Below are 20,345 nucleotides of genomic sequence, written 5' to 3'. Positions count from 1 at the left end.
ACAGCCGGTCAGGCGCCTCGCCGTCCTAAACGTTGCCGGGTTAAGAATGCGCAAATACGCCGCGTTCCGCGGGCAGGCTGGCAGATTAACCGGCGCTGTCGGTTAATTGTTTCAGCGGATGCGAAGTATACGCCGCGTCAGCACGCGCCATGCCGTCAATGGTATGTCGATCAAACCGGGCACGGGATCGCCGGCTGAAAATGTCGCCCACGCCCGCACCGAGCCGAACGCGCGCAAATAGGCTGGGATGTTCAGCCGGCCGCTCGAGATCAACTTGCCCGCAGCCACCACATCGCGAACCAGATACATCCAGGATGTGTTCGGCCGCGCCGAGACTGCCGCGACCTTGTCACCCGACCTGACCGCCCAAAGCATGGCGCCAAGATCGACGCCAGCGGCGGCGGACAGGCCAAACCATGTCCAGGGCCGTGGATTGACATCGAGTATCTTCATCGAGCCGTCGCGGGCATCGCGCTTGAACTCGACCTCCACAAGCCCGTGATGGCCGATCGATCGCAGAAGCCGGCGCGCGGCCTCGATCAATTGCAGCTCGTCGACGATCTCGACGAACGTGCTGGTATAGCCGAAGTCGACGGGAAACTGCCGCGTACGCCGCGCGGTGAATTCCGCCACCGGCGCGCCCTGGTTCCACAGCGCCGCATAGGAAAACTGGCTCTCCCCGCCTCCCGGTATCATTTCCTGGACGACGACATTCTCGACGCCGACCTGTCCGGCGGCCCATTTGAAGGCCGTCAGGAAAGTTTCCTGGTTGTCGGCGAGAACCGCCTTGGCGCGGGCAAAACGGCTGCGCCCGCCCATGTTCGGCTTGAGCACGACGGGAAAGCGGAGTTCGGCGGTGGCGGCCTGCTCAAGCGAGCCTAGCTCATAAGTCAGCGGAACGGCGATACCCAGTTCTCGCGCCCGACGGTAGAGCAGCGGCTTTTCGCAAACCCATTTCAACCGCTCCCATGGCGGCAGCACCACGTCGAATACATCAGACAATTGGTCGATGGCCTGCGACACAAGACGAACTTCGGCATCCCCGCTAGGGATCAGGACAAAGCCCTGCAAACCATGGGTCGCCGCCATATCGAGCAGGAAGGCAATGGCACCCTCTTCCCTGGGGCCAGGCCAGGTAATCGTTCTATGCGCATAACGCGAAAAGCGCGGCAGGGGCGTGTCGGAGCTGACCAGCCATACCGGCACTTTCCGGGCGCCAAGGCTCCGGGCCAGCGCCAGCGTGCCATGCGCCCCGCCAAGAATAACCACCCCGGCGGGCCGGCTGGAAACAGGATCATCCATCTCTAACTGGGGAAGCATCTGTCAATTCCAGCAATCAGCACTCAGTGGCGGGTTTCCCGAGGGTGCCGATTGACTGGCCCGCAAAATATAAGCGGCGTCTAATCAAATAAGCTGCCCGTCACTGATAATCTTTATGGCCCAGCCGTGGCACGGAAAGCTGGCAAGTACAACAGCCCGCCACCAACATCCGGCAATGCCCGAACGGACGCAAGCTTAGCCGAACAGCATCGCTGCCGGTACAAACTCCCCCGCCAATGCTTCGGCGTGGTGAACAAATTCCCCTCTTTTGATGCCCTTTGTGCCTGCCCGGGAATTGTGCAGGCCACCATGCGCGAAACGGTGGACAGCGGCACGCCAATCGTCGAAGCTGGCTTTTGGGGGGCCGGCAACTTTGCCGATCCAAGACAGATAGCCGGATTGGACCATCGTGACCAAAGGCTGGAAACTGTACGACAAGCGATTGGCCTGGGCTCTTGTCGCGCCGGCGCTGGTGTTGCTGCTCCTGCTCCTGCTGCTGCCGATCTTGATGATGACAGTGTACACCTTCTTCACCTTCGTCACGGCCGGCGTCGAGCAGGCATCGCTGACCTTCGACAACTGGAAGGAATTCCTCACCGACAGCTACTATCACGGCTTCCTTTTCAAGACCGTGCGCGTCGGCGTCATCACGGCGGTGATCTGCGGTGTCGTCGGTTATTTCCCGGCCTATTTCATCTGGGCCACGACCTTCCGGCACAAATGGCTGCTGTTGCTGCTGCTGATCGTGCCGTTCTGGATCAGCTTCACCATCCGCACCTTCTCCTGGATCCATATCCTCGGCGAACAGGGGCTGATCAATGTCGTGCTGCTCAAGCTTGGCGTCATCAACGAGCCGCTGCCCATGCTCTACACCGAGGGCGCCGTCATCATGGGGCTGCTGCATTTCCTGCTGCCCTACATGATCCTCAATGTCTATGTCAGCCTCGAAAGCATCGACCGCACGCTGATCGCCGCCGCCCGCTCCATGGGCTGCACCAGCGCCCAGGCTTTTCGCGAGGTGACGCTGCCGCTGTCGCTGCCTGGGCTGGGCGCCGGGCTGCTGCTCTGCTTCGTGCTGGCCGCCGGCAGTTATGTGACGCCGCAACTTCTGGGCGGCAGCCGCGACGCGCTGTTCGGCAATCTGATCTACGACACCATCATGAGCCAGCTGAACTGGCCGATGGGCGCGACGCTGTCCATCGTCCTGTTCGTCCTGCTCGGCGCGGTCGCGGCCGCCTACAGCCGCTATATGGGCCTGTCCCAGATCATGAAGGGGCTGAGTGCATGAAGGATCTGGGTGCATGAAGGATTCGGGCGCGTGACGGCCGTGCATCGCGACCGCGAAGGCAGGTGGGCCTGGCGGCTGACCGGCTTCGTTACGGTCTGCGTCTATATCTTCATGTTCGCGCCGATCATCGCCACCATCGTTTTGTCCTTCAACGATTCCATGTTCGGCGGCTTTCCCATGACCGGCGTCAGCCTGCGCTGGTATGCCAAGCTGTTGACCAACGAGCCAGTGCTCGCCGCCTTCCAGACCTCGATGTGGATTGCCCTGGTGACGGCGGCGGTGACGACGCTGATCGGCATCATGACCGCCTTCGCGCTGGTGCGCTTCGAATTCGCCGGCAAGCAGGTGATCAACACGCTGGTCATCCTGCCCGCGCTCGTGCCCGAGACGATCCTCGGCGTCGGCCTGTTGGTGATGATCAAGTCGATCGACCAGCCGCGCTCGATGACGCTGCTTGTGCTCGGCCATATCCTGCTCACCTTGCCCTACGTGGTGCTGATCGTGCAGGCGCGCATGGTCGGCATCAAGCGCTCCTATGAGGAAGCAGCACTTTCACTCGGCGCGTCGCGGCTGTCGACTTTCCGCGAGATCACGCTGCCGCTGCTTATTCCCGCCGTTCTCGCCAGCGTGCTGCTCGCCTTCACCATCTCCTTCGACAACACCGCGGCCAGCCTGTTCTGGCGCCCGGCCGGCGTCGAAACCATGCCGACGCAGATCCTGTCCATGCTGAAGATCTCGATCAGCCCGGAGGTGAATGCGCTGGGCACCGTCATGATCCTGGTGACGGTCGGCATTCCCTTGATAGGCGGGCTCATCCTGCAAAGCCTCACCCGGTTCAGAAAAAAGCAACGTAAATGGGAGAACTGCAATGAAACTGACCAACGGTAAAAGACTGGAGCGGTTAAGTGACCGCTACGCGAATGGCGATATCAGCCGACGCTCGTTCCTGACGCTGACGGCGGCGGCCGCCGCCGCCACCGGATTGTCCATGCCCTGGATGGGACGCGCGCTGGCCGCGGTCTCGGAAGTGCGCTTCGACGGCTGGGGCGGCGTGGTGCAGGAAGCGATCGATAAATACGCCTTCCAGCCCTATACGGCGAAATCCAGCATCAAGGTCGTGCAAGGCACGTTCGGCGACGAGGACGAGATCATCACCAAGATCAAGACCTCGAAGCCCGGCGACTTCCAGGTCATCCATTCCTCCGGCGTCAACTACTACATCAAATACGTCAATGCCGGCTTCAACTCGGAGATCAACGAGGCCAACATCCCCAACATGGCGAATGTGCTGACCGCCATGATCGATCCGTTCCGCAAGATCACGCCAAAGCTGTCGGCCGTGCCCTATGACTACGGCACCACCGGCATCGCCTACAACACCAAGGTGATCTCGGCCGACGAAGCCAAGGAAAAGGGCGCAAACCTGCTCACCGACAAGAAATATGCCGGCAAGATCGGCGGCTACGCCGACATGACCACCCGCGTCTGGTATGCCGCACTGCAAACCAAGCAGGACCCCAACAACATCCAGGACATGGATGCGGTCTGGGCCAAGGTGCGCGAGACGCGCGACCTCGCCAAGAAGTTCTGGAGCTCCGGCGCCGAACTGATGGACCTGTTGTCGAGAAACGAGATCGTCGTCACCGACGCCTGGTCGGGCCGCGTCGCCGCCCTGCAGCAGCAGGGCCAGCCGATCGGCTATCTCGACCCCGCCGGCTCCTACGCCTGGATGGAGGACATGCTGATCCTCAAGGGTTCGCCGATGGCCGAATGCGAGGAACTGATCAACTTCATGCTCGATCCGGCGACCTCGATCGCGGTGGCCGAGGGCCAGAACTATCCGCCCTCTCTCGACCCGACCAAGGTGAAGCTGACCGACAAGATCGCCGCCCTGCCCGCCTTCGATCCGACCGGAACGATGAAGTCGCTGACCTACGCCGATCCGCTCTACTGGGCAAAGAACGAGGACGCCTGGGACAAGCAGTGGGACAGGGTGTCCAAAGGTGCATGACGACAAGCTCCACGAACCCCGGCCGGTCGCGGCCGGGGTTGCTCGCGGCGAGCTTGCCCAGGGCATTGAGCCGGTGGGCAAGCCGGCGGTCGAGTTTCGCGACATCGACATCTTCTACGGCAAGTTCGCGGCGGTGCGGAATTTCTCGCTGGCGATCGACAAGGGCAGCTTCGTCACCTTGCTCGGCCCCTCCGGCTGCGGCAAGACGACGATCCTGCGCTCGATCGCCGGCCTGGTCGATATTTCAAGCGGCCTGATCTCGATCGGCGGCAAGCGTGTCGACGACATCCCGATCTACAAGCGCAACATCGGCCTGGTCTTCCAGAACTACGCGCTTTTCCCGCACAAGAACGTCTTCGACAACGTCGCCTTCGGCCTGAAATACCGCAACGTCCCAAAGGCCGAGATCGTCAGGCGGGTCGGCAAGGCACTGGAGATGGTGCGGCTTCCCGGCAGCGAGAAAAAGCTGCCGTCGCAGCTTTCCGGCGGCCAGCAGCAGCGCATCGCGCTGGCCCGCGCCATCGTCTTCGAACCGGAAGTGCTGCTGTTGGACGAGCCCCTCTCGGCGCTCGACGCCAACATGCGCGAGGACATGCGCGTCGAGATCAAGAAGATCCAGAAAGAGACTGGGATCACAGCGATTTTCGTGACGCATGACCAGGAGGAAGCCCTGTCCATGTCTGACCGCATCGTGGTGATGAATGCCGGCGTGGTCGAGCAGATCGGCACGCCCGGCGAGGTCTACGATCGGCCGGCCACCGCCTTCGTCGCCAATTTCCTCGGCAAGGCCAACATGCTGCCGGGCAGCGTCACCGTCATGGAAGGCAGCGTGGCAACGATAGCGCTCGCCACCGGACACACGGTCAGGGCCGCCTCACCGAAAGCGCTTGCGACTGGCAGTGCCGTGACCGTCGTCATCCGCCCGCAAAAGCTGATGGTCGGCGCCGCCGCCATCGCCAACCGGCTGGTGGGGCGGATCGTCTCGACATCCTATCTCGGCGGCAACGCCGTCTACGAGATCGACATCGGCGGCAACACGCCGGTGCGCGCCAACACGCTCATCGACGGCCAGCCGCTGCGCGAGGGCGAAGCGGTGGATGTCGGCTTCGATCCCAAGGGGTGCGTGCTTCTCGATGCACAGGGTGTGCGCATCGAATAGGGACGATCTCGAAAAATCACGCCGCAACAGCGGGATGGCACCGAATCCGGAATCAATTCGTCCGCTCTGGCGTCGCCCGCTCCCGGGGCCTGCCCGCATGGCAAATCTGCGCGGCCGCCTATGAAACGCCGCTCTCGGCCAGGATGAAGCGCCGGAACGCCTTTGCCTTTCTCGGCAGTTCGGCGTCTCGGGAATAATTCAGGTAGTAGTCGTACCCGACATGCACCGCGTCCTCGAAAAGGCGCACCAGGCGCCCCGCGACAACATCCTCCTCGATGAGCGAAGCGAAGAAGAGCGCTATCCCGTGCCCGTCGATGGCGGCTCGGCGCAAGGCGTGGGAATCGCTCAACCGTTGCGCCTTCAGCATCGCCGGCGCCGTCACGCCCTGCGTCTCGAACCAGAGCCGCCAATGCTGCAGGTCGAACTCGTAGAACAGTGGCTGGTCAACCAGACTGCGCGGCGTTAGCGCACCGCTGACACTTGCCGCGAATGCGGGGCTTGCGACGGGCACCAGGGCGCCGTCGAGCACCTTGGTCTTTTCGGCGCCCGGCCAGACACCCGATCCCCAGTTGATGCCGATATCGATGTTCTCCCTGCGGTGATCGGCAGGGTGGTAGGAGTGGTGCAGACGCAGGTCGATCTCCGGATGCTGCTGGACAAACGTCATCAATCTGGGCGTCAGCCATTGAGATGAAAAATACGGCGCCACGCTGACATTCAGGATTTCGCGGCCGCCGCTGTCGGTGATGCGGTCGATGACGGCTTCCATTGTGTCGAAGGCCTTGTAGACGCCGCCGAACAGAAGATCACCGGCGTCCGTCAGGCTGTTCTTGCCCGATTTGCGTGAGACCAGCTCGACCGCCAGTTCCGTCTCGAGATTCTTGATCTGGCGGCTCACCGCTGCCTGCGTCACACCGAGCTCGGCGGCGGCTTTCGTGAAGCTCAACGTGCGGGCAAGGGCCTCGAACGTGCGGAGCGCGGACAGGGATGGCAGTTTGCGGCGCATCATCAACCATAACTTGAAATCATGCAGGTACAAATAAAGTCGTTTTCCTTGATCAGCCAAATGATTTTGTCTGACTCTACAACAGCAGGACGACCTGCCGTGCACTGGAGTGAAGGCATGAACATATCAAGCGCAACCGAGCTGCGGAAAAGCGCGGCTGAGATCGCCAAGGGCAACCTGGATGTCCTTGTCCTCAGCGAACAGGACGTCGTGCGGCTGCTCGATCTCAACCTGCTGATCGACGGTCTTGCCGAGGGTTTTCGCGCCATCGCCGATGGCAGGGTCCAATCGCCGGACAGGCCGGAAATCACGGTGCCGGGAAAAGGCTTCTCGCTGTCGATGCCTGCCTGGCAGGAAGGCATGAACATCGCGGTCAAGATCGTCAATGTCTTCGAGGCCAATCTCGAGATTGATCTGCCGAACCACCTGGCGCTGATCAACCTCTTCGACCCGGCAACGGGCGCTCCGCTCTGCATCATGGACGGGACATACATCACTGGCATTCGAACGGCCGCTTCGGCGGTTCTGTCGGTGCGGGAACTCGCCCGCCAGGATGCGCGCACCGTTACCCTTGTCGGCGCGGGCGTGCAGGGTCGGGAGCACCTGCGCCTCCTGCCGCTTGTCCGTGACTTCGACGAGATCCGCATCGCTTCGCTTCACTATGAAGACGCCGAGAAACTGGCCCGGCTGGCCCCCCGCGCCGTGGCTGTCCGGGATATCGAGGCGGCGGTCAGGACCTCCGACGTCGTGTGCCTGGCCAGCCATTCCTACATGCCCGTCATCGACGCTGAATGGATCAGGCAAGGCACGCATGTTTCCTCGGTCGGCTATGCCCCGCCCCAGGGCGAACTGCCGCCGGAGCTGATCTTGATCGCGCGGCTGTTCGTCGAAACCACGGAAGCGTTCAAGGCGCCGCCGGTTGGCTGCGCGGAACTCGCCGGCATCGATCCCCGCGAAGCCACGCTGCTCGGAGACATGCTGATCGGTCGCAAGGCCGGGCGGCAAACGGCGGATGAGATCACCGTCTACAAGGCGATGGGCATCGCCATGGAGGACATGGTCGCCGCGCACATCGCCTACAGCCGCGCCCGCGCGCAAAAGGCCGGGCAGATCGTGGTGCTCTGAACTGTCAAGTCTCGCTTCATCGCCGGCTGCGTCCGGCCCTGTTGCCATCCCTTAACCATGAGCCGGAGGAGAATCCAATGCGTTTTCGATCAATATTGCTGGCGACAACTGTCCTTGCATTGAGCGCTGGGGCGGCCTTTGCGGACATTCGCATCGCCGTCGTCGGACCGATGACCGGTCCCAATGCGAGTTTTGGCGATCAGTTGAAGGCTGGAGCAGCGGCGGCGGCCGACGACATCAATTCCCATGGCGGAATTGGTGGCGAGAAGATCGAGATCGTCGTTGCCGACGATGCATGCGACCCCCGACAGGCTGTGTCCGTAGCCAACAAGCTGATTGCCGATGGCATCACCTTCGTGAACGGACATTTCTGCTCCGGAGCGACCCTTCCAGCCTCGGAAGTCTACGAAGAATCCGGCGTGGTCAGCCTGACGGTGTCGACCAATCCGCAGATCACCGAGCGCGGTTTCAGGTCGATCTTTCGCATCGGCGGACGAGACGACCAGCAAGGGCCGACGGCGTCGCGGTACATTCTGAAACATTTCCTCGGCAGGAAGATCGCCATCATCGACGACAAGTCGGCGTTTGGCGCCGGGCTGGCGGCGGAAGTGAAAAGCGCGCTGACGGCGGCCGGCCAACCCATCGTGATGGAAGCCCGCATCAATGCCGGGGAGAAAGATTATTCGGCGCTGATCACGCGCCTGAAAGAGGCCGGCACGGAGGTTCTCTACTTTGGCGGCTATCATGCCGAGGCCGGCCTGATCATGCGGCAAGCCGCCGACCTTGGCCTCAAGCTAACCCTGTGGCGGCGATCCGCTGTCCTCCAGCGAGTTTGTCGCCATTGCCGGCGCGACCGCCGAGGGCACGCTGTTCACCTTCGGACCGGACCCGAGAAAGAACCCCGAAGCAGGTGCCGCCGTGGAGGCCATGCGAAAGCGCGGCATCGAGCCCCAGGGATGGGCGCTCTACTCCTACGGCATCATCCAGACTTTCGCACAGGCCCTTGGCAAGGCTGGCTCGACGGACCCGCAAGCCGTTGCCGAGGCCCTGCGCCAGGGAAGCTTCGAAACCGTGCTCGGCACGGTCAGGTTCGATGCCAAGGGCGACAACCAGGCGCCGGGATTCGTCGTTTACAAATGGTCCGGCGGCCAAGCCGACTACGCCCGGGACTGACCTTGCAATTGGCACGTCGCGCCGGGACGGTTGCTCCCAACCCGACAGGCGAAGGTGCCGATACCTGCGATGGCGGACGTCCCGCCATCGCAGGTATCTCGCATAACAGGTAGCCCGGGACCCAGGTGAGGTTTGGCGAGCGGCGTGCAACTCGTGAAAGAACCCATGTCGGCACAGCTTATCTTTGATCTTGCACCGCTGGGCTCCGTCGTGCGCTATTTCGACGGCGCCCCTCGCCCGGCCTCCCGGTTCGGCGGCAAGTTGGCCGCATGGCGTAGCAACAATGGCGAAGGCCGCCTCGTCCGCAGGGTTGGCGCCCGGCGGATCGGCGACAATATGCTGCCTGCCGGCATCGTGCTGCAGCATGGAAAACTCGACACCGACGGCTCTGTCATCATGGTGCTGCGCCAGACCTTTTCGGTGGCGAGCCGGTTTCTGTTCGAGGTTGTGGAGCCTCCGGCAATCGGCTCGGTCCGCGTTGTCGATCGCGTCGACGCGGATGCCGAGCTTCTTCACCTGGCAGCCGATCGTGCCGGCGCCGAGGACTGGCTTGCGTGCAACCCACATCGCCGTGCGTTTCTTGATGAAGTTACAGCGACCAGATGGCGACCGATCTGGTCGGGTCCGGGCAGCCGCCCGGCCATTGCCGCCGACACCGGCCGCGCCGCAGGCTGAGGGTCCGGTCTCTGAAAAGCTCCCGCTCAAGCAAACAGAGCCCCATCCCGATTGGATCGAGATGGGGCTCCAATGCATGTCGCCCAAAAGTGTGCGGCGTCTGGGAGATGACATGCATGAACACAGAGGCTGGGCGCTTTGAACAATTCCAGGAAAAGTGTGAAGCGGTTTTCCGTCCGGAATTGCGTCAAAACGAAGAGATAGAGCCTGGCCGGCAAACACCCCCGTGGCGCCGGCCAGGCGCGGGCGTCGGCCCCTCAGGGGTAGCCGGCGCCCGTTTCATGTTCGGGCATGATGCCCGTGATGGTCAGGCGACTATTCTTTTTCGCCGGTGAAGTTCAAAAGCAGCTGGAAGATGTTGATGAAGTTCAGGTAGAGCGAGAAGGCGCCGAACACGGCGAGCTTCTGGCGCGATTCCCCGTCGAAATTCTCGCCATACTGTTCCTTGATCGTCTGCGTGTCCCAGGCGGTCAGGCCGACGAAGACGGCGATGCCGATCACCGAGATGGCGAATTGCAGCGCGGTCGAACCAAGGAAGATGTTGACGATGCTGGCGATAACCACGCCGATCAGGCCCATGATCAGGAATGACGAGAACTGGGTCAGGTCACGCTTGGTCGTGTAGCCATAGAGGCTGGTGGCGCCGAACATGGTGGCGGTGATGAAGAAGGTACGCGCGATGCTGGTTCCGGTGAACACCAGGAACACCGACGCCAGTGACAGGCCCATGACCGCGCAGAACGCCCAGAACATCAGCTGCGCGCTGGCCGCCGACATGGTCTGCATCTTGAACGAGAACAGCATGACGAAGGCGAGCGGCGCCAGCATCACCACCCACTTCAGCGGGCTGGAAAAGATCGGCACGTAGAGCGCCGGCGTCGACGACACCATGAAGGCGACGAGGCCGGTGACCACGAGGCCAAGGCCCATATAGTTGTAGACGCGCAGCATGTGCTGGCGCAGGCCCTCGTCGAAGACGGCTCCTGTCTGGGCGCCAGCGCCCATGCGGTATCCCAAGTTCGGGGCATTCATTCGGTTTCTCCTTTGTGTATCAGTAAAGCGTCTTGGCGAGCGTTTCGGCGGCGCGATCGAGGTCGTGGACATCGCTTCGCGCCACCACCGCGTAGGCAACCTCGCCGATCTGGAAATAGGCCGAGGAAATGTCGCCCGAGGGCGCAATGGCCGGCTTGACCACGTCGAAGGTTCCCGGCCGGATCGCAAACAGCGACACCAGGCCCATGTCCTTGGTATCCACCGCCATCTCGACGCTCGGGCCGAAGCGCGATGGATAGATCTGCACGTCGCGCACCTTCCAGTCCTTGGGCAGTGTCGGCATGACGATGGCTGTCGCGGCGCGGATCTCGCCGGCATTGTAGTTGGGCGCCTCCGTTTGCGACGCCATGCCCTCGCGCATGATCGTCGTCTTGTGGGCGCGGATCGCATCCTCCAGATAAGCGGGCGGCTGCGGCGAGGCGACGACCTTGGTCACCGACATCGGCCCGACAATGCCGTTCGCCAGCCAGCCGGCGGCAACGAGGGCGGCGACTGCCGCCGCGCGCTGCAGCACGCCGAAGAAACGGCCTCGCGTCAGCCCGCGCTCCAGCCGCCGCGCGGCGTCGGCCGTCGCCGGCCGCGCCGTGCCCCTGGAGCCGGCAAGCGCTACGCGCAATTCGTCGCGCATCCGCAGATCCGACATCACGCCCGCCGCCGCTTCAGGGCGGGCCGACAGGAATGCCTCCACCTCGATGCGGCGGGTGACATCCAGCTGGTCGTCGACATAGGCGTCGAGGTCGGTATCGGTGACGGGATCGATAACTCCGGTCATGACGGGCCTCCAACGATCCTGAGGTGGGTTTTCCCCTGCGAGGGCTTGGCGTTCTCCATCTCGCGCAAGGCGGCGCGCGCCCTGCCGATGCGCGACATCAGCGTTCCCAGGGGCACGCCTGTGGCGTCCGCCGCCTGCTGGTAGGAAAGACCGTCTATCGCGACGAGATGAAGCGCCGAGCGCTGTTCCTCCGGCAGGTCCAGGAAGGCGTCGCGCACCTGAGCCAGCCGCACCGCATGCTCCTGCGGCGCGGGCGAGCTTGTATCGGTTAGGTATCCGGCCTGCTCGTTGCGCTTGGCTTCCGACCGCTTCGACCGCGTATGGTCGATGAAGGTGTTGTGAACGATCGACAAGAGCCATGCCCGCAAATTGCCGCCCGAACGGAAAGTGCCGCGCCGCTCATAGGCGCGCACTGGACTTGCCCCGAAAAAGTGGAGAGTTTCCTTCTGATGAAAGGCGACCTCGATGACGAAACAGAGACAGTTTACGGATGCGTTCAAGGCGGAGGCGGTTGGCCTTGTGCGAACGAGCGGTCGGACGAAGCGGCAGATCGCGGAGGATCTTGGTGTTGGTTTCTCGACGCTGACGCGATGGATGGGTCGGCAGCTGGATCGTGAGATGGGCGATCCTGGGCGTCCGCCTGATGCTGATGTCGCCGCTGAATTGAAACGGCTGCGGCGGGAGAATGAAATCCTTCGGCAGGAGCGGGATATCTTGAAACGGGCGACGGCTTTTTTCGTCAAGGAGGGAAGTCGGTGAGGTTCGCGCTCATCGACCAGGCGAAGAAGGATTTCCCTGTGGACCGTTTGTGCGCGACGCTGGGTGTCAGCCCGAGCGGCTACTTTGCCTGGGGGCGCCGGCCGGCGTGCCGCCGGCAGCGCGACGACATGATAATGCTGGCGCATGTGCGATCGTCGTTCGCGCTGTCGAACGGAACCTATGGTAGCCCGCGCATGACGCGGGAACTGCAAGACAATGGCTTTGCCATTGGCCGGCGACGAACGGCGCGTCTGATGCGGGAGAATGGCCTCCAGGCAAGACAGAAGCGGCGGTTCAAGCGCAACGACGGACAGCGAACACGCCTTTCCGGTTGCCCCCAATGTCATCGACCAGGATTTTGCCGCCACTGGTCCCAACCAGAAATGGGGTGCCGACATCTCCTACATCTGGACGCGGGAGGGCTGGTTGTACCTTGCTGTCGTCATCGATCTGTTTGCCCGCAAGGTCGTTGGCTGGGCTGCTGGCAACCGGCTACACCGCAGCCTGGCTCTGGCAGCGCTCAACAAGGCGTTCGTCATGCGGCAGCCGGAACCCGGCCTCATTCACCACTCCGACCGCGGCAGCCAATATTGTTCTATCGACTACCAAGCCGAATTGCGTGCCGCCGGCGTCATCATCTCAATGTCAGGCAAGGGCAATTGCTTTGATAACGCCATGGTCGAAACATTCTTCAAGACGCTGAAAACTGAACTGATCTGGCGCACCTCTTTCCTTACCCGCGCCGATGCCCAAGCCGCCATTGCCCGATATATCGACGGCTTCTACAATCCCATCCGGCGGCATTCCGCGCTCGACTACATCAGCCCGATGCAGTTCGAGCGAAACGCCGCCGAATGAGCAACCCGCTCTCCACTTTACCGAAGCAAGTCCACACCAGCGCATCGTGGACGAGATCCTCGGCATCGACGCTGTCACGCGTCAGCGACCGCGCATAGCGGCGCAGCGACCCGAGCTGTCCTATGATGTCAAAGCGTGGCACCGACCGTTTCATGTCCTGTTTACGGACCGAGGTGGGGTTTTAATCCCCGCCACGCCAGATTTTTTTAAGATGGCCGCGATCGGCCAGCGGCTAAGATACCAAGCGTTGTTCGTCTTGGGACACCGCGCCAGCGCAGGGCGTGTGGAGATTCAGGTCAGGCCGAGCCGAAAACGGTGGATTTCGAGAACCGGAGCGGAGCGTACTGAAGTACGTGAGCACCAGAAGCGCAGAAAGCCGCCGTTTGCAGGCCGGCATCACCTGAATATCGGTGCGCCCTAGAACCAGCCCCGCCACTTGAACCATACCAGCGGCAGGATGGCGCTGATCAGGATCACCGCCAATCCGTAAGGGTAGCCGAAGGTCCAGTCATACTCCGGCATGTATTTGAAATTCATGCCGTAGATGCCGGCGATCAGTGTCGGGGGGATGCCGACGATCGAGACGATGGTGAGGATCTTGAAGATGTCGTTCTGGGCGATGCCGATCAGCCCGACCATGGCGTCGAGCAGGAACTGCACCTTGTCGGAGAGGTGGACCTCGTAGTCGTCGAGCGACGTCACGTCCAGCTTCAGGCCGTTCATGCGCGACTTGAGCTGATCATCACCCCAATCCGCCGTCATGCCGGAGGCGAAATCGATGGCGCGGCCCAGCGCCAGCAGCGCGTCGCGCTTCTCCGAAAGATGGTCGCCCATGCGGCCGACCTGCCGCAGCTGGGCGCGAATGACCTTGTTGGAGCGGATTGCCCTCTGGCCCTTGGTGTCCGGCACGTGGAAGGCGGTCGCCGACAGCGTGCGCAATTCGCCCGCCGTCTGTTCGAGAGCATCGGCGAGGCGGTCGACCATCCCCTCGCAGAGCTCGACGAACACTTCGAGGCTCGTCGCCGGCTGCTGGCCGGACTCAGCAAACCGCGCGGCGACCAGGTCGAAGGCCGGGAGCACGCCGAAACGGACGGTAATGAGACGCTCGCGCGACAAAACGAAGCCGACCGGCGCCATCTGCAGGCCGCCGTCGACATGCGTGACCATCGGCACGCTCATCGACAGCACGCCATCGCGCGCCTTGAGCCGGCTGGTGCTCTCGATCTCGCTGAGCTGTTCGCGGCTGGGCACGGCGACGCCAGCCAGTTTCTCGACTTTCGCGGTTTCGGTGGGATCAGGGTCGCGAAGATCGAGCCAGATCGCTTTCGCTTCCGAAACCTTGGCTTGCGGGTAGACGCTCAACATTGCGGGGATGCCATCATGAGGAAGAGGTGCTTACCATGCCATGGCCACGCGGGCGAGCAGGCCGTAATCGAGACTGCTTTCACCCCATGGCGCAACTGTGATCCATGAGGCGCTCGGCCGCCATCTTGTCCGAGTTGGCCAGGATGTAGAAGCCCGGCCTGCCGTCCGCGAGCTCGGCGCCCACGACCACGACATTGACCCGGTACATAGCGTCGCGCGCCCTGGGCAGGCCGGCGGCGATGAGGCCGATGACGTTGGTGGTGTCGAGGTTCGGCTTGTCGACCGCCTTGATCCAGTAGCGCTGGCCCATCAGCGTCTGCCGGAACAGCTGCCAGCGTCCCTCCTCCTTCGGTCCGTAGAGGGCGAGCTTGCGTTCCACCGACGGCGCCACGCAATCGACGTGGATGTGGAACTGGTCCTGCGAGCGCGCTATACCGGAATTGACGACCAGGGCGACTGACGTTCGCGGCAGGTCGCGCCCGAGCCGCGCCGAAACCATGCTCCGGGTTTCCCACGCCCGCTGCCACAGAAGGGAACTGTCGTCGCCCCGCACGGCCGGGCTTTCCACGCCGGCCGCCGCTTCCAACGGCATCAGCAGGAATTCGGTTCTGTGCAAGGGCGACTTGATGATGGCCGAGCCCGGCGCGTCGTCGCTAGCCAGCGTCACCTGCTCGCAGGGAAAGGGAACGCCGACCGTTTGCGCCGCGATCGCGCAGGTCCGCACCACCTGCCACAGCGCGCCGCGATGCAGCGGCGTGGAACCGACATGGTCGGCCAGCACGAGCGCGAACGCCGCCAGCGGCAAGGCAATGCAGAGCCGGCCCAGCGAAAGCTTCACGGACGGCATTCCGGGCAGGCGATCGGGCTGCGCATGGGTGTCACGGTGGGGATCATGGAGTTACGAATTCGTCGGCGCGGCGGCGGCCGGCGCCGCGGAAGTCTGCGCGATGGTGCTCGCCTTCTCGTCGCTGTCTCTCGCGGCCACCGTCCGGTCCGGGGTCAGCGGCGTGCCGGTCATGGCATCCTGGATCGCCGCGCGGGCATCCTTCAGGTCAAGCTCTTTCTCGGCATCGCGCACGGCGTCCTCGAACTGCTTGCGGAAATCGCCGGTGACCTTGTTGACCGTCTTCATCGTACGCCCGAGCTGCCGCATGACGTTTGGAAGCTCGCCTGGCCCGAAGACGACCATCGCCACAACGAAGATGACCACGAGGTGGTCCCAGCCAAGTCCGAACATCGGTAAGTCCTATAGAGCCTTCAGAAGCATTCGCGGCGGACCCGGTCGGCGCCGCCAATTCAGTCCATCATAGCGTGTCGCTCGCGCCATTCCAGTATGCCGCCATGCGATCACATTCACTCTTGCTTCAAATCATGTCGGATGTCTGGCGTTCGCGACGCCGGGACACCGGCAATCTTGCCTTTAGTCGGCAACCTTGCCTTTAGCGGGCAGGTCTGGTCGCGCAAGGAACGTGGATGATATTCATCCGCGCCAAACAGCCGCGTATAAATGCAACAAAACCGTGCTATGCGTGGATCCTCAATCATAACACGTGGCGGCATTCCGCCCTGAAGGAGATCATGTCCAGTATCGATGGCAGTATTTACGATTTACTCGGAATACTCGCTGTACTTGCCCTTGTCGCCGCCAATGGTTTCTTTGTCGCGGCTGAATTTTCACTTGTCGCGGTTCGCCGCAGCCGTGTGATCGAACTGGTCAACACCGGCAGGCTGAATGCCAACGCCCTGAAACGCGCCGTCGACAATCTCGACGCCAACCTGGCGGCCACCCAGCTCGGCATCACGATATCGTCGCTGGCGCTGGGCTGGGTCGGCGAACCCGCGCTCGCCCACCTCATCGAACCACTGTTGAACGCACTTCCGGGATCGCTGGCGACGGTCGGCTCTCACACCATCGCGGTCGTCATTTCCTTCATCATCATCACGGCCCTCCACATCGTGCTGGGCGAACTGGCGCCCAAGAGCCTGGCGCTGCAGCGCAGCGAGGGAACCGCGCTCTGGGTGGTGCGCCCGCTCGGCCTGTTCCTGTTCCTGCTGCGGCCGGCGATCATCGGCCTGAACAGGCTCGGCAACCTCGTGCTGCGCCTGTGCGGCCTGCGGCCGGGCACCGGCGAGGAATCGCTGCATTCACCCGAGGAGTTGAAGCTGCTCGTCGCCGCCAGCCAGGAGGCAGGCCTGTTGCATCAGGCGCAGCAGGAACTGGTCGAGCGCGTCTTCAACATTGGCGATCGGCGCATCGCCGACATCATGACGCCGCGCCGTGACGTCGACTGGATCGACGCCGACGACAGCATGGAGGAGATGCTGCGGACCATCCGAGACTGTCGCCACGACCAGCTCCTGGTCGGGCGCGGCGGGATCGACGAGCCGCTGGGCATGATCCTGAAGAAGGACCTTCTCGACCAGGTGCTGCACGGCCATGCCGTCGACCCGATGGCCGTCATCCGCGAGCCCATGATCCTGCATGAGGGAACGCCGATCTTCCGCGTGCTCGACCAGTTCAAGAAGGCGCCGGTGCGGCTCGCCATCGTCATCGACGAATATGGCAGCCTGGAAGGGATCGTCACCCAGACCGATCTTCTCGAAGCCATCGCCGGCGACCTGCCGGACATGGAAGGCGAAGACCCCGACATCATCGAGCGTGACGACGGCTCGCTGCTGGTCGACGGCATGATGCTGGCCCACGATGCCTTCGCGCGCCTCGGCTTTCGGCAGGGGTTGGCGGAGGGTGATTTCCACACCATCGCCGGCTTCGCGCTGTTCCAGCTCGGCCATCTTCCGGAGGCCGGCGAACACTTCGCCTATGAGGGCTGGCGCTTCGAAATCCTCGACATGGATGGAAGGCGCATCGACAAGCTGCTTGTGCGCCGCGAAGCCGCTACATCCACTGCTGCAGCCATTTGAGGCCGAAGGCGCCGGGCGCCAGTATGCCCGTCGCCCAGACGATCGCCGAGGTGATGTTGGCGATCTGGAACGTCAGCGCGGGCATTTCGCAGATGCCCGCGACCAGCGGCACCGAAGCACGCAACGGCCCCGAGAAGCGGCCGACGAACACGCCCGGCCCGCCCCAGCGCTCGAAGAACCGGTGGCCGCGCGGCAAAATGTCCGGGTAGCGGGTCAGCGGCCAGTAGTTCGAAACCCTGTGCCCGAGCCTGGTGCCGATCCAGAACGACAGCCAGTCGCCGAGGAACGCGCCGACGATGGCCGCCAGCCACAGCGGCCAGAAGGCGATGCCGCTTTCGCCGATCAGGAAGCCGACACCAAGCAGGATCACGGTTGCCGGGAGCAGCAGTGAAATGAACGCCAGCGATTCCCCGAAGGCCAGCAGCAGCACCAGCGGGACGCCCCAGGCTTCATGCTCGCGGATGAAGGCGACCGTCGCCTGCGTGATCTCGGTGAGGCTCATTCGTTTTTCTTCCCGCCTTGCCCTTTGAGGTTTTGGTGTCCGGCCAGGCGCACAGCGCCGCACGCTTGCGGCGGATCCGGCCCATCGATGCCGAAAGCTGTCTTTCAGAGGCAGCCCCCCGGCGCAAGCTTCCATGTCGACGCGGCATCGGGAACGGTCCCTGCCCCGGTAAGGCCAAGTTTACGCTGATTGCCCGCAATTCGAGGGATGGCGGTTCCCGGCCGTTAACCTTTTATTAAACATTGAATTGACCCCAGCCGGCGTTTTCGCGTTAACTCCTCGTTAACAAGAGCGTTGAGGCGTGGTGGTGGCTGTGATGTTGCGCTGGTTTCTCGTAGGTGTTTTTTCGGCATGTCTGGGTTTGGCGTCCATGGCTCATGCCGGATCGGCGGGATCCGCCAGGCCGATTTACGACACGGACCCCTATCTTTCTTCCTTCAAGACTTACGCAATAGCGTTTGAATCCAACAAGTTGCGCTCGGGCGCGATCGGCACGGCGACCTCGGCGCCAGTCGGCTCCACGACCAGCATTCCCTATGGCTGGGTGGATTTCTGCAGCCGCCGGCCGGCGGAATGCAAGGTTTCGGTCCTGCCGCCCATGGACCTGAAGCTGACGCCCAAGACATGGGCCATCCTCGACCGCGTCAACCGCGAGGTGAACGGCTATATCGTGCCCGTAAGCAACCTCGAACATTGGGGAACGATGCAGGATCACTGGGACTATCCCGTTGATGGCAAAGGCGATTGCAAGATTTACGCGCTGTTCAAGCGTAAGCTTCTGCTCGACGCCGGCTTTCCCAGGCAAGCCTTGTTGATGACGGTCGTTCACGACCTCAATGGCGAAGGCCATGCCATTTTGACGGTCAAGACCGACAAGGGCGACTTCGTCCTCGACAACCTTGTCAACAACGTCCGCTCATGGGACGCCACCGGCTACTATTTCGTGAAGCGCCAGTCGCAGCAGAACCCCAACATCTGGGTTTCGATCAATTCGCGCGGCGACGCGGCGGTCAACAAACATCAAAAGATCGTGAACTGATCCCGGCCTGATAAGGGTCAGTCACGCGGCGAGCGGGACCGTCAACGGTCCCGCTTTTTTGGGACATATCCCGCCCCGGCATCGTTCCAACAGGCCCGATCTTCCCGGTCGGTAACCGCGGTTCGAACGCGTTGAGCTCACCAGCGGCCGCTCCGGCTTGCCAAACGCCGCCATGCCGCCCATACACGGCAATCGCCCCGCCCCGTCCGCGCCTCACACGCCAGGGATATTGTCCGATGTCTGCGACGCCGTACCCTTGGTCGAAGCCGTGACGGATCACGCCGCGCCACCACTATCCCTCCCGGATATGGGATGGACGGATTTCTTCGGCGATCAGCTGGAGCCGCATGAGGCGGACCTCGCCCCGATGCGCATCGCCACGGTCCATCGCGACCGGCTGACCGGACTGTCCCTCACCGGGCAAGTCGACCTGACGCTGCCGGCGCAGGCCAACACCGGCGACTACGCCGTCGGCGACTGGGTGCTCGTCGACGCTGACGACAACCTTGTGCGCCGCCGCTTGACCCGCAAGACAGTGCTGGAACGCCGCACCCAGGGCGGCCGCACCCCTCAACTGGCGGCAGCCAATGTCGACACGCTGTTCATCGTCACCTCCTGCAATGCCGACTTCAACCCCGCCCGGCTCGAGCGCTATCTGGCGCTGGCCAACGAGGCCGGAACGACACCGGTGATCCTGCTGACCAAAGCGGATACCGCTGAAGACGCAGACGCCTACCAGAAGCAGGCTGAGGCACTGCAGCGCGGACTGGCAGTCGTGACCCTGAATCCGCGAACCGCCGATGCCGCGACAGCCTTGGCCGCATGGTGCGGCGTGGGGCAGACGGTGGCGCTGATCGGCTCTTCCGGCGTCGGCAAGTCGACGCTGGTCAACACGCTGGCAGGATCAGGCCAGCAATCGCCGCAGCAGACCGGCGGCATTCGCGAACACGACGCCAAGGGGCGCCACACCACCACCTCCCGATCGCTGCATTCCATTGCCGGCGGTGGCTGGGTGATCGATACGCCGGGCATGCGAACGCTGCAGGTTAGCGATGTCGCCTACGGCATCGACACGCTGTTCGCCGAGATCACCGAGCTTGCCCCACTCTGCAAGTTCCGCGACTGCACTCACGTCCACGAGCCGGGCTGCGCGGTGCAAGCGGCACTCAAGGCGGGTACGCTCGATCCGGAGCGCCTTGCCCGCTGGCGCAAGCTGTCCGACGAAAATCGCGGCAACACGCCGGTCCAGTCCGGACCGCGCGGCGGCAAGTCTCCCGCCAGTCGCGGCAAAAGGCGCTGACTGACGGCCCGGGGCTAG

17 protein-coding genes and 4 pseudogenes are annotated in these 20,345 nt (G+C 63.0%); 11 read left to right on the top strand and 10 right to left on the bottom strand.

The genetic code is table 11. From position 1 onward, the window contains the following. Window positions 1-111: 111 nt before the first annotated feature. Window positions 112-1,320: an ATP-grasp domain-containing protein gene (locus tag LGH82_RS28630; protein WP_227345909.1), complete on the bottom strand. Its 1,209-nt coding sequence runs from the start codon at window positions 1,318-1,320 to the stop codon at window positions 112-114. 469 nt (window positions 1,321-1,789) lie between these two features. Here LGH82_RS28630 and LGH82_RS28625 point away from each other — a divergent pair, with 469 nt between their 5' ends. Genes LGH82_RS28625 through LGH82_RS28610 form a run of 4 tightly spaced genes read left to right on the top strand, consistent with a single transcriptional unit; the run spans window position 1,790 to window position 5,778 of the window. Continuing rightward, a complete protein-coding gene (locus LGH82_RS28625; RefSeq protein WP_413771481.1) occupies window positions 1,790-2,608 on the top strand; it encodes an ABC transporter permease in 819 nt (272 codons plus the stop codon). A 39-nt stretch (window positions 2,609-2,647) separates the two neighbouring features. After that, on the top strand, window positions 2,648-3,496 hold the full coding sequence (locus LGH82_RS28620; RefSeq protein WP_413771480.1) for an ABC transporter permease: 849 nt from the start codon (window positions 2,648-2,650) through the stop codon (window positions 3,494-3,496). After that, on the top strand, window positions 3,477-4,619 hold the full coding sequence (locus LGH82_RS28615) for an extracellular solute-binding protein (protein WP_227345907.1): 1,143 nt from the start codon (window positions 3,477-3,479) through the stop codon (window positions 4,617-4,619). The genes LGH82_RS28620 and LGH82_RS28615 overlap by 20 nt, the downstream gene beginning before the upstream one ends. Next, window positions 4,612-5,778 carry an ABC transporter ATP-binding protein gene (locus tag LGH82_RS28610; RefSeq protein ID WP_227345906.1) on the top strand — a complete coding sequence of 389 codons (1,167 nt, stop codon included), beginning with the start codon at window positions 4,612-4,614 and terminating at the stop codon, window positions 5,776-5,778. Before LGH82_RS28615 ends, LGH82_RS28610 begins: the two co-directional genes overlap by 8 nt. A gap of 118 nt (window positions 5,779-5,896) precedes the next feature. Here the strand turns inward: LGH82_RS28610 and LGH82_RS28605 are convergent, their stop codons facing one another. After that, window positions 5,897-6,787, bottom strand: a complete 891-nt coding sequence (locus LGH82_RS28605) for a LysR substrate-binding domain-containing protein (RefSeq protein ID WP_227345905.1) — start codon at window positions 6,785-6,787, stop codon at window positions 5,897-5,899. A 114-nt stretch (window positions 6,788-6,901) separates the two neighbouring features. On the opposite strand from LGH82_RS28605, the gene LGH82_RS28600 reads away from it, so the two are divergent. The 3 genes and pseudogenes from LGH82_RS28600 (at window position 6,902) to LGH82_RS28590 (ending at window position 9,757) form a co-directional block, all read left to right on the top strand. Continuing rightward, on the top strand, window positions 6,902-7,909 hold the full coding sequence (locus tag LGH82_RS28600; protein ID WP_227345904.1) for an ornithine cyclodeaminase family protein: 1,008 nt from the start codon (window positions 6,902-6,904) through the stop codon (window positions 7,907-7,909). A 77-nt stretch (window positions 7,910-7,986) separates the two neighbouring features. Continuing rightward, window positions 7,987-9,082 (top strand): annotated as a pseudogene (locus LGH82_RS28595) (ABC transporter substrate-binding protein). Window positions 9,083-9,247: 165 nt separating this feature from the next. After that, the gene (locus LGH82_RS28590) at window positions 9,248-9,757 is read left to right on the top strand and encodes a hypothetical protein (RefSeq protein ID WP_227345903.1); all 510 of its coding nucleotides are present in this window, start codon (window positions 9,248-9,250) and stop codon (window positions 9,755-9,757) included. A gap of 315 nt (window positions 9,758-10,072) precedes the next feature. Here the strand turns inward: LGH82_RS28590 and LGH82_RS28585 are convergent, their stop codons facing one another. The 3 genes and pseudogenes from LGH82_RS28585 to LGH82_RS28575 form a co-directional block, all read right to left on the bottom strand. After that, the gene (locus LGH82_RS28585; protein ID WP_227345902.1) at window positions 10,073-10,789 is read right to left on the bottom strand and encodes a Bax inhibitor-1/YccA family protein; all 717 of its coding nucleotides are present in this window, start codon (window positions 10,787-10,789) and stop codon (window positions 10,073-10,075) included. Window positions 10,790-10,808: 19 nt separating this feature from the next. After that, entirely contained in the window at window positions 10,809-11,582 is a 774-nt protein-coding gene (locus tag LGH82_RS28580; RefSeq protein ID WP_227345901.1) for an anti-sigma factor family protein, read from the bottom strand. After that, window positions 11,579-11,995 (bottom strand): annotated as a pseudogene (locus LGH82_RS28575) (sigma-70 family RNA polymerase sigma factor); the annotation flags it as partial. The gene LGH82_RS28580 and the pseudogene LGH82_RS28575, both read right to left, overlap by 4 nt. Window positions 11,996-12,047: 52 nt before the next feature. Between LGH82_RS28575 and LGH82_RS28570 the strand changes: the two are divergent. Further along, window positions 12,048-13,199 (top strand): annotated as a pseudogene (locus LGH82_RS28570) (IS3 family transposase). Window positions 13,200-13,233: 34 nt separating this feature from the next. Here the strand turns inward: LGH82_RS28570 and LGH82_RS28565 are convergent. The 4 genes and pseudogenes from LGH82_RS28565 to LGH82_RS28550 form a co-directional block, all read right to left on the bottom strand. Continuing rightward, window positions 13,234-13,353, bottom strand: a pseudogene (locus tag LGH82_RS28565) (RNA polymerase subunit sigma); the annotation flags it as partial. Window positions 13,354-13,616: 263 nt separating this feature from the next. Continuing rightward, window positions 13,617-14,564 (bottom strand): magnesium transporter CorA family protein, encoded by a 948-nt coding sequence (locus LGH82_RS28560; RefSeq protein ID WP_227345900.1) that lies wholly within the window; start codon window positions 14,562-14,564, stop codon window positions 13,617-13,619. Between the two features lie 79 nt (window positions 14,565-14,643). Then, window positions 14,644-15,402 carry a CDP-diacylglycerol diphosphatase gene (locus LGH82_RS28555; protein WP_227345899.1) on the bottom strand — a complete coding sequence of 253 codons (759 nt, stop codon included), beginning with the start codon at window positions 15,400-15,402 and terminating at the stop codon, window positions 14,644-14,646. A gap of 60 nt (window positions 15,403-15,462) precedes the next feature. Further along, window positions 15,463-15,801, bottom strand: coding sequence for a twin-arginine translocase TatA/TatE family subunit (locus LGH82_RS28550; protein ID WP_227345898.1), 339 nt, complete (start codon window positions 15,799-15,801; stop codon window positions 15,463-15,465). 341 nt (window positions 15,802-16,142) lie between these two features. Here LGH82_RS28550 and LGH82_RS28545 point away from each other — a divergent pair, with 341 nt between their 5' ends. Continuing rightward, window positions 16,143-17,486, top strand: a complete 1,344-nt coding sequence (locus tag LGH82_RS28545) for a hemolysin family protein (protein WP_227345897.1) — start codon at window positions 16,143-16,145, stop codon at window positions 17,484-17,486. On the opposite strand, the gene LGH82_RS28540 is transcribed toward LGH82_RS28545, so the two are convergent. After that, a complete protein-coding gene (locus LGH82_RS28540) occupies window positions 17,461-17,988 on the bottom strand; it encodes a DedA family protein (RefSeq protein ID WP_227345896.1) in 528 nt (175 codons plus the stop codon). The genes LGH82_RS28545 and LGH82_RS28540 overlap by 26 nt on opposite strands. 370 nt (window positions 17,989-18,358) lie before the next feature. On the opposite strand from LGH82_RS28540, the gene LGH82_RS28535 reads away from it, so the two are divergent. Both LGH82_RS28535 and rsgA read left to right on the top strand, forming a co-directional pair. After that, window positions 18,359-19,027, top strand: a complete 669-nt coding sequence (locus LGH82_RS28535; RefSeq protein ID WP_227345895.1) for a transglutaminase-like cysteine peptidase — start codon at window positions 18,359-18,361, stop codon at window positions 19,025-19,027. Window positions 19,028-19,334: 307 nt separating this feature from the next. Then, window positions 19,335-20,327, top strand: coding sequence for a ribosome small subunit-dependent GTPase A (gene rsgA, locus LGH82_RS28530; protein WP_227349706.1), 993 nt, complete (start codon window positions 19,335-19,337; stop codon window positions 20,325-20,327). Window positions 20,328-20,345: the final 18 nt, after the last annotated feature.

This window comes from Mesorhizobium sp. PAMC28654, from assembly GCF_020616515.1.
Lineage (GTDB): Bacteria > Pseudomonadota > Alphaproteobacteria > Rhizobiales > Rhizobiaceae > Mesorhizobium.
Note: the sequence above shows the minus strand (reverse complement) of the source record. Positions and strands in the feature narration are given on the sequence as shown.

Bases quoted from the DNA above. Each gene is read 5' to 3' on its own strand.
- LGH82_RS28615 (WP_227345907.1), top strand. From the start codon at position 3,477: ATGAAACTGACCAACGGTAAAAGACTGGAGCGGTTAAGTGACCGCTAC.
- LGH82_RS28605 (WP_227345905.1), bottom strand. From the start codon at position 6,787: ATGATGCGCCGCAAACTGCCATCCCTGTCCGCGCTCCGCACGTTCGAG.
- LGH82_RS28550 (WP_227345898.1), bottom strand. From the start codon at position 15,801: ATGTTCGGACTTGGCTGGGACCACCTCGTGGTCATCTTCGTTGTGGCG.
- LGH82_RS28590 (WP_227345903.1), top strand. From the start codon at position 9,248: ATGTCGGCACAGCTTATCTTTGATCTTGCACCGCTGGGCTCCGTCGTG.
- LGH82_RS28535 (WP_227345895.1), top strand. From the start codon at position 18,359: ATGGCTCATGCCGGATCGGCGGGATCCGCCAGGCCGATTTACGACACG.
- LGH82_RS28545 (WP_227345897.1), top strand. From the start codon at position 16,143: ATGTCCAGTATCGATGGCAGTATTTACGATTTACTCGGAATACTCGCT.
- LGH82_RS28600 (WP_227345904.1), top strand. From the start codon at position 6,902: ATGAACATATCAAGCGCAACCGAGCTGCGGAAAAGCGCGGCTGAGATC.
- LGH82_RS28560 (WP_227345900.1), bottom strand. From the start codon at position 14,564: ATGTTGAGCGTCTACCCGCAAGCCAAGGTTTCGGAAGCGAAAGCGATC.
- LGH82_RS28540 (WP_227345896.1), bottom strand. From the start codon at position 17,988: ATGAGCCTCACCGAGATCACGCAGGCGACGGTCGCCTTCATCCGCGAG.
- LGH82_RS28580 (WP_227345901.1), bottom strand. From the start codon at position 11,582: ATGACCGGAGTTATCGATCCCGTCACCGATACCGACCTCGACGCCTAT.
- rsgA (WP_227349706.1), top strand. From the start codon at position 19,335: ATGGGATGGACGGATTTCTTCGGCGATCAGCTGGAGCCGCATGAGGCG.
- LGH82_RS28585 (WP_227345902.1), bottom strand. From the start codon at position 10,789: ATGAATGCCCCGAACTTGGGATACCGCATGGGCGCTGGCGCCCAGACA.
- LGH82_RS28630 (WP_227345909.1), bottom strand. From the start codon at position 1,320: ATGCTTCCCCAGTTAGAGATGGATGATCCTGTTTCCAGCCGGCCCGCC.